The following is a 13,178-nucleotide window of genomic DNA, read 5'->3' as shown; positions in this document are numbered from 1 at the left end:
GCTCGGCAGGCTTTCCTTTTTACAGAATACTTGTCATTATAATTAGATTTCTTCCATCAGCCGTTCGGCATCTCTGCGCTGCTGCCTGCGATAAACGACTTTGGATAAGATAACACTTAATTCATACAGTATTAGCAGCGGAATCGCGACCAGGGTATCCGAGATAAAGTCCGGAGGCGTAATAACCACAGCTACAAAAACGAGCACAAAATAAGCTGCTTTGCGTATTTTGGAGAGTAGTGCAGGAGTCAGAATCCGGATCGTCGTCAGGAACATGACGATAATCGGCAGCTCGAACAATCCGGCTACAGGAAATACAATGTTCGACATAAAGGTAAAGTACTGTACAACCCCGTAGGTTTCTTCCAAGCCCATACTGCGGGTCACCTGAGAGGTAAAAGCAAGTGCCATCGGAAAAATAATATAATAGGCAAACAGTACCCCCAGCAGGAACATAACAAACACAAACGGAATATAACGCCGCGCTGCCCTGCGTTCATGTGGCAGTAAGCCTGGACTGACAAATGCCCACAGCTGATAGACGGCACACGGCAAAGTCAGCGCGATAGCTACAACCATGGCAATTTTCATATACAGTCCTATGCCATCCCAGAACGAGAATACATGGAATACCAGTTGGCGGGCAGTCTCTGCAGCCACCAGATACTGATAGACAGGCTGAGCCACCAGCAATCCGGCAATCAGACCAAAAAACAGCACAGCGATCACAATAATCAGCCGCCGCCTCAGCTCGGTGAGATGATCCACCAGAGACATATCTTTTTCGGTATTAAGCATGGGGTTCCTCCATTCGGCACGTATCTACGGTCTATAGCGGCTCAATCGTTCAGACGAATTGACGCGGAAAAGAAAATCCCTTCCACCGGGGAAGGGATTCGGAACATGGCCGGTACAGCTATTCTCATTCTCTATTCAGAGATGAGCGGCATACAGCTCCGTCTATATTCAGCCAGAATACGGCTATAATTGTGCAGATTAACGTTTCTCTTCCGTGCGCGCTTCCGGTACAACTTCGGCGCTCTGGATCGAGTCGGCAGGAACTTTGGTCGTCTTGTCTTCGTCTTTCATCATATCGCGTGTACCTTCCTTGAATTCACGGAACGTCCGGCCTACTGCGCGACCCAGCTCGGGCAGCTTGTTGGGACCAAATAAAATCAGCGCAAGAATGATCAATAAAATAAAACCGGTAGGACCAATTGAACTAAACATGTGGAACTCCTCCTTCATTCTCCAACGGGAACAAGCCTGTTATTCTCCTATCATAGCATAGCTACGCGTTTTAATTCATTATTGGATTACATTACCACGACAAAAAGCACAATTTCTCTTGGCGAAAAATTGCGATAGTCCTGCAGGAGTTCCATAACTTCTATATTTTCACAGTTGTGATTGGCTGCGAAAATATACGTCTGTTTATCGCTCGTCGTTCGGACTGTATTGTCCGGTAATCATCAGCAGCGCTTCGGGCAGCTGGTCCATAATGGCAGCCAGATGCTCATGCACCCCTTTGGGAGAACCAGGCAGATTGACAATCAGGCTGCGCTCACGAATCCCGCAAATGCCACGGAACAGCATCGCTGAACGGTTTTTCTGCATCACGGTAGCGCGCATGGCTTCGGCCATTCCCGGTACTTCACGCTGAATTACACGCCGCGTCGCTTCCGGCGTTACATCACGCTGGGCCAACTCGGTTCCGCCTGTCGTCAGGATCAGATCGGCGTTAAAATATTCTGTCATTTCAATCAATGCAGCAATAATCTCGTCCGGTTCATCCGGTACAACACGATACTCTACAATCTTGCCGCCCAGTTCTTCTTCTACCAGTTCACGGATGACCTGTGCGCTCGTATCTTCACGCTCTCCGCGCGATCCTTTATCGCTGGCTGTGAGAATAGCCGTTCTCCAAACCATACGCTCACCCTCCCTATCTCTATGCCAATCCATGTTCTGTGTGTTTCTGATCTGTATCTGCTGTCTAGGAATCTATGGTATAATCTCCGCTCTTGCCTCCACTTTTGGAGAGCAGCAGCGTTGGACCGATAATCATATCCTTTTGCAAGGCTTTGCACATATCATAGACGGTCAGAGCGACTGCCGAAGCAGCTGTCAGTGCTTCCATTTCTACGCCAGTCTTGCCTTCGGTCTTGACCTCGACCTCAATATGCAGCTCATCCCGGCCATTATCTTCAAAAGTAACATTGATACCGGTGAGCGGCAGCGGATGACACATGGGAATCCAATCCGATGTACGCTTGGCTGCCTGAATACCAGCTACCTGGGCAACAGCCAGCACGTCGCCTTTGCCAATCTGGCCGGCTTTGATAGCTGCCAGTGTATCCGGCTTCATGATAACGCGGGTTGAAGCAACCGCTTTTCTTACCGAGCTTTCCTTGCCGGAAATATCGACCATTCGTGCCCGGCCCTGCTCATTAAAATGAGTCAGCTTGCCCGAGGATACCGGCAGTCCTTCGTATTCTTTATTTTCCTGATGGCTCATTCTATCCCAACTTTCCCTAAACCTGCTGCTCCGTATACCGATATCCCGAAGCGGTAAATAAAATATCTATCCGAAAATCATGCGGCTCCATCGGAACAGACGACATGATCTGCGTGTCAAAAGCAAAAGCCCCCAATAATGGACGCTGTGTGGACGATACTGTTAACTTGTGCATAAAACGGTCATAGTATCCGCCGCCATACCCGATACGGCTGCCCTGTAAGTCATAACCCAGCCCCGGTACAATGACCAGATCAATCTCCTGCCAGCGTTCTGGCGGAAAAGCCGGCAATGCTTCTCGAGGCTCCGGGATGCCATAGGCTCCTGGCTCTACATCGGTAATCGAACAGATGCGATACAGATGGAAGATGCCCTGGTGGTCAGGATCAATACGCGGTACCAGTACCGTATCACCCTGCTGCCAGCAATATTCCAGCAAAGGCAGCGTATCCGGTTCATCCCGATAAGCCAGATAACTGAACAGGGTTAACGGAGAAGAGCCGTTTGTGATACGTAAATGCTCTATATATGATTGAGCGGCAGTACAGATGTCTGCCGATTCTTTGATTCTCTGTGCGGGGTCCATATGCAGACGCCGCTGTTTGAGCTGCTTGCGCAAAAGAGATTTTCCGAAATCCAAATTCATAGGCTACCTCCTCCTGCAGATCAGGCTGCTTGACCGGATAGTAGGCCTGAGTCACTCATATTGACAGTGTAACACTTTCCTGTCAAAAAACCAATTTCCCTTTCCATCCTTTACCGTATCGTAACCATATGCTGTACAAGGAATAAGCCATGCAAAATAACGCGGTTTCATGTACACTGAATAGGATGGTCTAAGACCGATACTTCACTCTTCCTGCACAATGAATGGCATGGTGAACGGATAATCAAAATCCACCCTTTATAAGCAGGATAAATACATGCGATGATAATCACCCAATTACAATGACTAACAGCATGGGACGGGAGACGGCAATTTCTATCGGTGATTGATCGGAATGCTGCTCAGGCTCCTATTGCTCTACTACGAATACCATCATACATTAAGTTCGTATCCGATGTTCCGGATACTTGGAAGGATGATAATAGATGTTATTACAGGCAAGCGGAATTACCAAACTATACGGCATTACCCCGATTCTGGACGGGATTAACCTGCAAATCGAAGAAAGAGAACGTATCGGTCTTGTCGGTGTCAATGGAGCCGGCAAATCGACGCTACTCAAAATACTGGCTGGTGAAATGTCCTATGACAGTGGTCAGGTATTTCGCAGTAAAGAGCTAACGCTGGGCTATCTGGCACAAAACAGCGGGCTGCATCATGGCAGCACGATCGGCGAGGAAATGCGCTCTGTATATGCCGACCTTATCGATACTGAAAAGGAACTGCGTACTATGGAGCAGCAGATTGCCGACCCGGAGCGCATGACCGATGAAAAGGCTTATGCCGATCTGCTGGAGCGTTATGCGCAGCGATCCGATTGGTTCCGCGAGCGCGGTGGATATGAGATGGAGACGCGTATTCGCAGCATTTTGCACGGGATGGGCTTTGCCGAGTTTTCCCAGGATACACCGGTATCCACACTCAGCGGCGGACAAAAAACGCGGTTGGCACTCGCCCGTATCCTGCTGCAGGCACCTGACCTGCTGATGCTGGATGAGCCGACCAACCATCTCGATCTGGATACACTCGCCTGGCTGGAAGATTATCTGCGTGCTTACTCCGGCGCCCTGCTGGTCGTCTCTCATGACCGCTACTTCCTCGACCGTCTGGTAACCGGTATCGTGGAGATCGAGCGTCACCGGTCCAAGCGCTATACCGGTAACTACAGCCGCTATATCGATATCAAAGCAGCGGAATACGAGACGGCGGTCAAGCAGTTCGACAAACAGCAGGATGAAATCGCCAAAATGGAAGAATTTATCCAGAAAAATATCGTTCGTGCCTCTACGACCAAGCGTGCACAGAGCCGCCGCCGGGCACTGGAAAAAATGGATCGTATGGATCGTCCTGCTGGAGATCTCAAAAAAGCCAATTTCTCTTTTACCGCTTCTGTCGTATCCGGCAAAGACGTGCTGCGTGTGCATAATCTGACGCTATCCTATGAAGACAAGCAGAGGCTGTTCGATCCGATTTCGTTTGAATTATGGCGCGGGGATATGGTGGCACTGATTGGTCCCAATGGTACCGGCAAAACTACCCTGCTCAAATCCCTAATCGGCGACCATCCTCCGGATGCGGGCAAGATCGAATGGGGAGCCAAAACCAAGATCGGTTACTACGATCAGGAACAAGGCCATCTGAATCCGAATAATACTGTACTCGAAGAAGTATGGGGCAGCTTTCCCCATTTGGAAGAGGTTCGTATCCGTACGGTGCTTGGCAACTTCCTGTTCAGCGGTGAAGATGTACTCAAAAAGGTGTCCGCACTTAGCGGTGGCGAGAAAGCCCGTGTCTCCCTGACCAAGCTGATGCTGCTGGAAGCCAATGTACTGATCCTCGATGAGCCGACCAACCATCTCGATCTGATGAGCAAGGAAGTACTGGAATCGGCGCTGATGGATTATGAAGGCACACTGCTGTTTATTTCCCATGACCGTTATTTCCTCAATAAAATGGCGGAACGCATTTTGGAGCTACGTCCCGATGGACTGACTACTTATCTCGGTAACTTTGATGATTATACAGCCAAAAAACAGGAACTCAAGGAACTGGCTGAAGAAGCTGCTGCGGCAGTACAAGCCAAAAATGCTGCGGCAACAACTGCTTCCGGTATATCTGCACCTGCCAACTCTTATGAGGAAGGCAAGCAGGCCAAACGGGAAGAGCGTAATCGCAAGCGCCGACTGGAGCAGCTGGAAGTCGATATCGCTGGCTGGGAAGAGCGTATTTCCGAACTGGAAGAGCAGCTGACTCTGCCGGAAGTCTATCAGGATTACGAAGCTGTACAATCCCGCCAGGAAGAGATTGCCCGTCATCAGCAGGCGCTGGAAGATGCTTATGAGGAATGGGAACTGCTCGCAGCCGAATAGGTTGCTGTCAATAGCTGTCCACGAATTTGTAAAATCTATTATACTTTTTGTAAGAAAGAGCGTCTGAATTTGTAAACAGGTTTATCCACAATTCACTGAAGTTATCAACGGAAAAATATAGATGTAATTGTCCGAATTTTGCTTGTATATCGCCATTTCTGTATTTTATCCATATTTATCCACCGAGTTATACACATTGTCCACAGATTCGATGATAATTACAGTTATATTCTATCCCCTGTTTCGGATTTGGAAAAAAGGTTAATGCAGAGCCAAATTCCAGTCTTATACACAATTTGCAGGGGATATGTGGATAAACTTGTTAACATCTTGACAGATAAGATAGCTCATGCTGTATAGTGTAAAATCCATTATTTACCTTAATTGATTATTTGGAGGCGTTTGTTTTCGCTGATTCAATAGTATTTTTAATCAGCAGATACTATTTTGGATTGATAGATATCATGCTGAATGATTAAATGTGAAATAATGGATATCATTATAAAAAGGCTGTTCCAGGGAGTAGAGTCACTCTTGGGAACAGCCTTTTATTTGCTGCTGGGTCTATCAGATCTGTATCATGGTTATTGTATACCGTAAATGTATACCGTAAATAGAACCCAAATATTTAGTCATTCAGCGAGCATCTATTACGTTAGCCGATCGTGGTTGAATCTGCTACCGACCATTTTTCCAGAGACAGGGACGGGTCGCCCTTGATATCCAGCCCGGAGAATTCTCCATTTTTCCATTTGAGATAAGCAGCCGCTCCGATCATGGCTGCATTATCGGTACAATATTCAAAAGGCGGAATCAGCAGTTCAATCTGCTCGCGTTCACACCGCTCGGTAAGTGTTTTGCGCAGTCCTTTGTTGACCGCTACACCGCCGCATAGCAGCAGCTGGCGTACACCGTATGCACGTACTGCACGAATTGCCTTTTCCACGAGTACTTCTACTACCGCTTCCTGGAAGCCGCGGGCAATCTCGGCTGTCATCGGCTCATCTCCGCGCATCTTCTTCTGATTTACTACATTTAGCACCGCTGATTTCAGACCGCTCAGGCTAAAGTCGTATGAACCCGGTTCCAGCCAGACACGCGGCAGCTCCACCGCAGAGGCCGCTTCCATCGCCAGATTATCTACATAAGGACCACCCGGGTATGGAAAGCCCAGCGCACGTGCTACTTTGTCATAGGCTTCGCCTACCGCATCGTCACGGGTGCTGCCGATCAGCTTGAACTGACCTTCGCGCTCCAGCAGTACCAGCTCGGTATGTCCGCCGGATACAACCAGCGCCAGTGACGGATACTGGATATCCGCTACCAGATTATTGGCATAAATATGACCCGCGATATGATGTGTACCGATCAGCGGCTTGTCGAGTGCAAATGCGAGACTTTTGGCAGCCATGATCCCTACCAGTAGTGCTCCGACAAGTCCGGGCCCTTCGGTAACCGCTACAGCGGAAATATCCTGTAACGATAATCCCGATTCGTTGATCGCTTCTTCGATCATCAGCGTGATACTTTCTACGTGCTTGCGGGAAGCTACTTCCGGCACAACGCCGCCGAATGCTTTATGGGTCTCGATCTGGCTGGATACCAGATTGGACAATACTTTTTTACCGTTCTGTACAATAGCGACAGAGGTCTCATCGCAGCTCGTCTCGACCGCCAGAATATTGCACACCTGCTGCGGGTGCTCCTGCTCTATCATGAATAATCCACGCTTCCTTCCTTGTTTCCATGCTCCCCTTGCTGCGGAAGCTCGCACCACATAATCAGTGCATCTTCATTATTGTCCGAATAATACCCTTTGCGTACACCTGCATCCGTAAAGCCGAGCTTGCGGTACAGATTCTGGGCAGGCTCATTGGTGACGCGAACTTCCAGCGTCATACGTACCATTCCCAGTTCTACCGCCCACTCCATCAGCTGAAGCAGCAGCGTCTGTCCCAGTCTGCGGCCGCGGCTTGCTTCACGGATCGCTATATTGGTCACATGGGCTTCATCCATAATGGTCCACATGCCTGCATAACCGACAATGACGCCGTCCAGTTCAATCACCAGATACCGGGCAAAATGATTCATTGTCAGCTCATTACGGAATGCTTCCTCGGTCCATGGAAGAGTAAACGCCTCATGTTCAATCTCCATAATTTTCGTAATATCTTCTATCGTCATCCTGCGAAGAACCGGTTGCTCTTCACGAGGGCTGAATAATGATTCCACAGCTGCACTTCCTCTCTCTAGGAATGACGCAGCAGATTGGCTTCCGCCTCCGACAGCTGCGTGTAATTGGGTAACAGGGTATGCACAGGGTCATTTTGTCCGGCCAGCAGACACGCAGCGCCGATCTGTCCGGCATACTGCGCTTCCAGATTGCAGGCACGAATATGCAGGCGCTCACCTACAATCGCACGCAGCTGCTCTGCACGCTCGGTATGAGCCGCGGTCTCTCCAACAACCAGAATACGCTGCGGACGCTGATCGTCCGGCAGGGATTCATAATATTCACCGATCCGCTGCATCCATTCTTCCATCAGGATAATCCGGTCATCCTGTATCTGCTGCGGCAGCTGCTCTGCATTCATCTGAAAAAGACCGGTATAGACCTGTGCACGGCGTGCATCGATCAACGGAATCATCCAATCCCGTTCAGTTGCTGTCATCGCAAAAGTATCCTGCAGTGCTGGAGATGATACAGGCTCGGCAGTCTGCTGTGCATCTGTAGAGACAGCCGCCTCCCTGGCGTGATAACCACTCTGTGCCAGCGCCGCCAGACTGGAGAATCCAGCAACAGGCAGCTGAAGTGCCCAGGCCAGTGTCTTGGCCGTCGTAACCGCAATCCGGATTCCCGTATACGAACCGGGACCAATCCCTACTGCAATTCCATCCAGTTGATGACGCTCTGTCCCAGTCTGAGCCATCAGCTCAGTGATACTGTTCATCAAGCCTACCGAGTGATTGCGATCGGCATTACTGCTGTGTGCAGCCAGTACCTGTTCTTCTTCCATAATCGCGACAGCCTGGGCAGCTGTAGCTGTATCCAAAACCAAAAACCGCTTGCGCGGTTGTCTGTTCATTTCATTCATCAATTGTCACTGACTCCATTCTGTATAAGCTCCTGGCACCAACCGGCGTAGGGTTCTCCATAACCGGTGCAGGCAATTGTACGACTGTTGTCCTCATTTACGGTAATCTGGATAGCCAGCCGCTCTTCGGGCAGCAGATCCTCGATCCGGCTGGACCACTCGACCAGTGTCGCTCCTTCACCGAAAAAGTAATCATCCAGCCCGAGGTCAGCCGCTTCTGCTTCGGTGATCCGGTATACATCCATATGGTAAAAAGGCATACGGCCCTGATACTCTTTGATAATCGTAAAGGTAGGGCTGTTCACCATGCCCGGAACTTCCAGATAACGGGCAAATGCTTTGGAAAAATGTGTTTTGCCGGCTCCCAGATCGCCATCAAGCGTGATCATCGTGCCCGGTATAGCACGCTTCGCTAGAAAAGCTGCCAGTTGCTCCGTTTCCTCCAGATGATGGCTCTGATATTCGTAATGGTATTGCGGCTTTTGTTGCGCCATAAGTGCCTCCGTGGCGAATCGTCGCAAATCACTGCGTCTGCTTCGCTTTTTATCAATAATCTTGTACCGGCACAGCCGGGCAATCCTGCTCTATCACCAAAAGGGATCTGCGACATGCAGGCTGTTACAGAGATTATATCATATTCCACCGCCGCTTAGGCTGGTTGGTTCCTTTTTGTACAGGTGTTATCCTGTTTATAAATCAGTATTCCTATAAGAGCGGCGACAGCATACGCGACAGGGTCTCCATCGTTTTCTGCACACGGGAGCGGCGGATAAACTCATGATAATTGATCCGGCTGCTTTCTTTCAGATCACGATTGAAATCTTCCATTAACCGCTCGATCGTCTCCTGTTCAAACAAAATAGCAGATAACTCGAAATTGCTGTAAAAACTGCGCATATCCATATTCGCCGTACCGACCGATGCGAGTAGATCGTCGATGATCATTACTTTGGCATGAACGAATCCTTTTTCATACTGGTGAATCCGGACACCTACTCTCATCAGCTCTTCGATATACGAGAGGGAGGCGTACTGTACAATCTGGGAATCGGATATTTTGGGAATAATGATATCCACTTCTACCCCACTGACTGCCGCTGTTTTGATCGCTGCGTAGATACTTTGATCCGGGATAAAATACGGCGTGGTGATACAGATACGACGCTTGGCAACAGCCAGCGCACTGAAGCACATTTCCTGAATCGCATTCCAGTTGCGGTCCGGCCCACTCGCTACAATTAGCGCTCTCTCCTGTCCGGCACACTGATGCTCGGGGAAATAGACTGGATCGGTAATGCGCTGACCAGAAGCAAACTCCCAGTCTTCCAGAAACACAATCTGCAAAAAGTAAACCGTATCTCCGCGGACTTCCAGATGGGTATCCCGCCAGTATCCCAGACTGGAGTACAGTCCAAGATAATCATCACCGATATTCAGTCCGCCGATAAAGCCCACTTCCCCGTCGATAACGAGAATTTTGCGATGATTGCGGTAATTGACTTCACGCTGGATAAACGAAGTGAATGGTGGCAAAAAGAAATAGAATTCCACGCCGGCTGCTTTGAGTTTTTTGACAAATTTGTGCTTGAGATGATAACTGCCGAGTCCATCGCACATCATCCGTACTTTGACACCGGACTGCGCTTTGCGGATCAGAACCTCGGTAAATTCCCGGCCGATCATATCATCGCGGAAAATGTAAAACTGAATGTGTATATGATGCTGAGCCTTTTCCAGCGCTTTGAGCATCGCCGTGAACGTCGACTTGCCATCGGTCAGCACTTCGATCTGGCTGCAGGAAGTAATCGGATTCTCGGTCAGATGGGATAGCAGCGAGAACAGACGCCCCTGCGCCAAAAATTCTTCATTGCCCATATCCTCGGCCGAACGAATAACAGCAGCCTGCTTCCAGAGGCGGCTGCGCACTTCACGGAAAATAATCGTTCCTTTTTTGCGGATCGTGCGACGGCTGCGATAGTTCCGTGCCACAAAGTAATACACGATAAATCCGATAAAAGGAACGCAAAAGGAAATAAACATCCAGGCGACCGCTTTGGTCGGTGAACGGAACTCCAGCACCAGGATCGTACCCACCTGAGAAATAAATATAATGCTCAAAATAAACAACCAGATCATACTGCGCTTCCTTTCCGGCTAAATAAAAATGTTATACAAACTGTATCATATCAAATGCTGTACTTATTTAGCGACAATTGTACTGTTATCCATATAACCACAGCACCCCCAACTGATTCACTCCAGATCCTTGTAAAATATTCCATATGATTTAGCCTATCATGCAAAGCGGTATCGAGTCGTTACTGCCGCTTCCGCCTATTCTTCTGGATAAAGCCCGTCCCAGCAGCATAGGCGACCTGTTCGTCCGCATTTCTCCCATCTCTTAAAGTCGAATGCAGTTGCAAGAAGTTCCAGTCTGCAGCAGCAAAACGCCCTTCCTGCCGGAAGGACGCGCTGTATCATTATTTATGATTATTTTTTTATTGCAAAAACAGTCTACTCGATAATTGGGAACGGTCACGCCCGTACATCCCGTTTTGTAAATGACCACCATGCAATCAGCATGAAAATAATAAAGTACACAGCCAGCACCATCAGCGACCAGCCGATCGACGTAACACCGAACAACCCGCCGGCACTTTTCAGATACTGGGTCAGATCCAGATTGGTCGGCAGGAAAATCTTGACGATCCAGTAATCTTTGGGCTGCAGAAAAGCATGAAGCAGCGGCGTTATAATACTCCCCGCAAAATAAAGCAGAATCGCCAGCGTAATCGCCAGAGCGGTAGAACGAAACAGTGCAGACAGCATAAAGGCAAAAGCAGCCAATATAAGCGCGCGAATATAATTGTATAACAAGAGCAGAAACAGACTGCTTTCATCATCACTGAACAGTGTCGAAGACGACGAAGGAAACAGTAGATAGGATACTATAGTTACCACCAGCAGAAACAGCAGCGTCAGCACAAGAGTGAACAAAGCAACTGACAGGAACTTGGAGCCAAGAATCTTCCAGCGTTTCCATGGGCGGATCAGCAGCAGCTTGATCGTTCCCGAAGCAAATTCACCCGCTACCGAATCCGAAGCAATAATAAGCGAGAACAGAATAACCAGAAAATACATTGTAAATGACTGTTCAATCGCCTGTTGCGCACCCAGCGGGAATCCGCTTATATTCATCAGCAGCAGCATAGTGGGAGAGAAAACAACAAGGAAAATCAACAAAATCCAGGTGGAGACACGCAGGTAGATCTTTAGCGTCTCATTCCAGACCAATTGTATAAAATCACTCATGACGCTCCCCCTCTCTCGTCATCGCGAGGAACTGATCTTCCAGTGTCTCCCGGATCGGAGTAATACTGTAGACAGCAATGCCATTATTGACCAGCAGTGCATTCAGTCGGGCGATATCCTGACGATCTGCAGCAACCGTCCAGCTGCTGCCGCTTATCTGTCCGCCTCCGCCTAGCTGTGCAGCCAGTGCCGGCTGATCGGTCTCAAAGCGCACCATCATTTTGGCTCCAGTCGTATCCGCCGTGGCAGCAGAAGCATCCAGATGCCGCACGTCCACCAGACGACCGCCATTGATTACAGCGACCGTATCACACATCAGCTCCATTTCGGATAACAAATGGCTGGAAACAAAGACTGTCGTACCTTCTTCCCGGCTGAGTGCGCGCAGGTAATCACGCAGCTCACGGATACCCTGCGGGTCCAGTCCGTTGGTTGGCTCATCCAGTACAAGCAGGCGCGGACGATGCAGCAGCGCCTGCGCTACACCCAGACGCTGGCGCATCCCCAGGGAATAGGTACTGACTTTGTCATAAATACGATGGCCGAGACCGACGAATTGTACGACATCACTGATTCGCTGCTTGTCGACACCCGGTGACATACGCGCATATTGCATCAGATTCTGATAACCGCTCATGTATTTGTACATTTCCGGATTCTCGACGATTGCACCGACTTTGGCGATTGCTTCCTCAAAGTGGGTACGGATATTCTGACCTTCGATCAGTATATCGCCGGACGTTATCGACATCAGTCCAACCAGCATCCGAATTGTAGTGGTTTTGCCCGAACCGTTGGGACCGAGAAAACCAAATACGCGTCCCCGTGGTATATCCAGTGTCAAATTATCGATAATGGTTTTGGAACCAATCTTTTTGGTGACATTAAGGAACTGTACGACCGGCAGCTCACTGTTTTCAGGCAAAATCGCATCCAGACGTGGGCTGGTATCTATATGTTCTGTTGACTGACGATTCGCTGAGGATGCAGACGATTGCGAAGATGCCTTTATACCGGAAGTATCTTTTGTTGATGAATGATCCATAATGTAAAACTCCTTTCTGTCTGTGTATTCAATGGGCTTCTGTATTTTCTGTAGTTGCTATAGCCTGCCTTTCTGTAGTGTGCATCTATCGGCTGCAGTAGTAGTTTAATAGCTTAGTACTTGTTGATTGTTGCTTACTGCTTGCCGCTCAATACACGGATACTTCATTTCT

The 13,178-nt window shown here is 49.0% G+C and carries 13 protein-coding genes; 1 reads left to right on the top strand and 12 read right to left on the bottom strand.

Annotated features, from left to right (window positions below; all coding sequences use genetic code 11):
• Positions 1-42: 42 nt before the first annotated feature.
• From tatC to AR543_RS08340, 5 genes are all read right to left on the bottom strand, one after another.
• On the bottom strand, positions 43-798 hold the full coding sequence (tatC, locus tag AR543_RS08360; protein ID WP_060533473.1) for a twin-arginine translocase subunit TatC: 756 nt from the start codon (positions 796-798) through the stop codon (positions 43-45).
• Between the two features lie 198 nt (positions 799-996).
• On the bottom strand, positions 997-1,230 hold the full coding sequence (locus AR543_RS08355) for a twin-arginine translocase TatA/TatE family subunit (RefSeq protein WP_060533471.1): 234 nt from the start codon (positions 1,228-1,230) through the stop codon (positions 997-999).
• A gap of 204 nt (positions 1,231-1,434) precedes the next feature.
• Positions 1,435-1,932, bottom strand: a complete 498-nt coding sequence (locus AR543_RS08350) for a MogA/MoaB family molybdenum cofactor biosynthesis protein (RefSeq protein ID WP_060533469.1) — start codon at positions 1,930-1,932, stop codon at positions 1,435-1,437.
• A gap of 64 nt (positions 1,933-1,996) precedes the next feature.
• Complete coding sequence (gene moaC, locus AR543_RS08345; protein ID WP_060533467.1) at positions 1,997-2,518, bottom strand: cyclic pyranopterin monophosphate synthase MoaC; 522 nt, start codon at positions 2,516-2,518, stop codon at positions 1,997-1,999.
• A 16-nt stretch (positions 2,519-2,534) separates the two neighbouring features.
• Positions 2,535-3,164, bottom strand: coding sequence for a 5-formyltetrahydrofolate cyclo-ligase (locus tag AR543_RS08340; protein ID WP_060533465.1), 630 nt, complete (start codon positions 3,162-3,164; stop codon positions 2,535-2,537).
• Between the two features lie 446 nt (positions 3,165-3,610).
• Here AR543_RS08340 and abc-f point away from each other — a divergent pair, with 446 nt between their 5' ends.
• Positions 3,611-5,554: a ribosomal protection-like ABC-F family protein gene (abc-f, locus tag AR543_RS08335; RefSeq protein WP_060533463.1), complete on the top strand. Its 1,944-nt coding sequence runs from the start codon at positions 3,611-3,613 to the stop codon at positions 5,552-5,554.
• A gap of 655 nt (positions 5,555-6,209) precedes the next feature.
• On the opposite strand, the gene tsaD is transcribed toward abc-f, so the two are convergent.
• The 7 genes from tsaD to AR543_RS08300 all read right to left on the bottom strand — a co-directional run bounded on the left by tsaD (position 6,210) and on the right by AR543_RS08300 (position 13,006).
• Positions 6,210-7,271, bottom strand: a complete 1,062-nt coding sequence (gene tsaD / locus AR543_RS08330; RefSeq protein ID WP_060533462.1) for a tRNA (adenosine(37)-N6)-threonylcarbamoyltransferase complex transferase subunit TsaD — start codon at positions 7,269-7,271, stop codon at positions 6,210-6,212.
• The gene (rimI, locus tag AR543_RS08325; protein ID WP_060536700.1) at positions 7,268-7,738 is read right to left on the bottom strand and encodes a ribosomal protein S18-alanine N-acetyltransferase; all 471 of its coding nucleotides are present in this window, start codon (positions 7,736-7,738) and stop codon (positions 7,268-7,270) included. The genes tsaD and rimI overlap by 4 nt, the downstream gene beginning before the upstream one ends.
• Positions 7,739-7,803: 65 nt before the next feature.
• A complete protein-coding gene (tsaB, locus tag AR543_RS08320; RefSeq protein WP_227871864.1) occupies positions 7,804-8,640 on the bottom strand; it encodes a tRNA (adenosine(37)-N6)-threonylcarbamoyltransferase complex dimerization subunit type 1 TsaB in 837 nt (278 codons plus the stop codon).
• Between the two features lie 8 nt (positions 8,641-8,648).
• Complete coding sequence (gene tsaE, locus AR543_RS08315) at positions 8,649-9,143, bottom strand: tRNA (adenosine(37)-N6)-threonylcarbamoyltransferase complex ATPase subunit type 1 TsaE (protein ID WP_060533456.1); 495 nt, start codon at positions 9,141-9,143, stop codon at positions 8,649-8,651.
• Between the two features lie 211 nt (positions 9,144-9,354).
• Complete coding sequence (gene cls, locus AR543_RS08310; RefSeq protein WP_060533454.1) at positions 9,355-10,785, bottom strand: cardiolipin synthase; 1,431 nt, start codon at positions 10,783-10,785, stop codon at positions 9,355-9,357.
• Between the two features lie 399 nt (positions 10,786-11,184).
• The gene (locus AR543_RS08305) at positions 11,185-11,961 is read right to left on the bottom strand and encodes an ABC transporter permease (RefSeq protein WP_060533452.1); all 777 of its coding nucleotides are present in this window, start codon (positions 11,959-11,961) and stop codon (positions 11,185-11,187) included.
• A complete protein-coding gene (locus tag AR543_RS08300) occupies positions 11,954-13,006 on the bottom strand; it encodes an ABC transporter ATP-binding protein (RefSeq protein WP_227871863.1) in 1,053 nt (350 codons plus the stop codon). Before AR543_RS08300 ends, AR543_RS08305 begins: the two co-directional genes overlap by 8 nt.
• Positions 13,007-13,178: the final 172 nt, after the last annotated feature.

It is taken from the genome of Paenibacillus bovis (assembly GCF_001421015.2).
Lineage (GTDB): Bacteria > Bacillota > Bacilli > Paenibacillales > Paenibacillaceae > Saccharibacillus > Saccharibacillus bovis.
The sequence above is the reverse complement of the archived record's forward strand: the minus strand, read 5'-3'. Positions and strand labels throughout refer to the sequence as shown.

What these genes read in the sequence shown, in the direction of transcription:
- tatC (WP_060533473.1), bottom strand. Translation starts at nt 798, where the DNA reads ATGCTTAATACCGAAAAAGATATGTCTCTGGTGGATCATCTCACCGAG.
- AR543_RS08355 (WP_060533471.1), bottom strand. Translation starts at nt 1,230, where the DNA reads ATGTTTAGTTCAATTGGTCCTACCGGTTTTATTTTATTGATCATTCTT.
- AR543_RS08350 (WP_060533469.1), bottom strand. Translation starts at nt 1,932, where the DNA reads ATGGTTTGGAGAACGGCTATTCTCACAGCCAGCGATAAAGGATCGCGC.
- moaC (WP_060533467.1), bottom strand. Translation starts at nt 2,518, where the DNA reads ATGAGCCATCAGGAAAATAAAGAATACGAAGGACTGCCGGTATCCTCG.
- AR543_RS08340 (WP_060533465.1), bottom strand. Translation starts at nt 3,164, where the DNA reads ATGAATTTGGATTTCGGAAAATCTCTTTTGCGCAAGCAGCTCAAACAG.
- abc-f (WP_060533463.1), top strand. Translation starts at nt 3,611, where the DNA reads ATGTTATTACAGGCAAGCGGAATTACCAAACTATACGGCATTACCCCG.
- tsaD (WP_060533462.1), bottom strand. Translation starts at nt 7,271, where the DNA reads ATGATAGAGCAGGAGCACCCGCAGCAGGTGTGCAATATTCTGGCGGTC.
- rimI (WP_060536700.1), bottom strand. Translation starts at nt 7,738, where the DNA reads ATGACGATAGAAGATATTACGAAAATTATGGAGATTGAACATGAGGCG.
- tsaB (WP_227871864.1), bottom strand. Translation starts at nt 8,640, where the DNA reads ATGAACAGACAACCGCGCAAGCGGTTTTTGGTTTTGGATACAGCTACA.
- tsaE (WP_060533456.1), bottom strand. Translation starts at nt 9,143, where the DNA reads ATGGCGCAACAAAAGCCGCAATACCATTACGAATATCAGAGCCATCAT.
- cls (WP_060533454.1), bottom strand. Translation starts at nt 10,785, where the DNA reads ATGATCTGGTTGTTTATTTTGAGCATTATATTTATTTCTCAGGTGGGT.
- AR543_RS08305 (WP_060533452.1), bottom strand. Translation starts at nt 11,961, where the DNA reads ATGAGTGATTTTATACAATTGGTCTGGAATGAGACGCTAAAGATCTAC.
- AR543_RS08300 (WP_227871863.1), bottom strand. Translation starts at nt 13,006, where the DNA reads ATGGATCATTCATCAACAAAAGATACTTCCGGTATAAAGGCATCTTCG.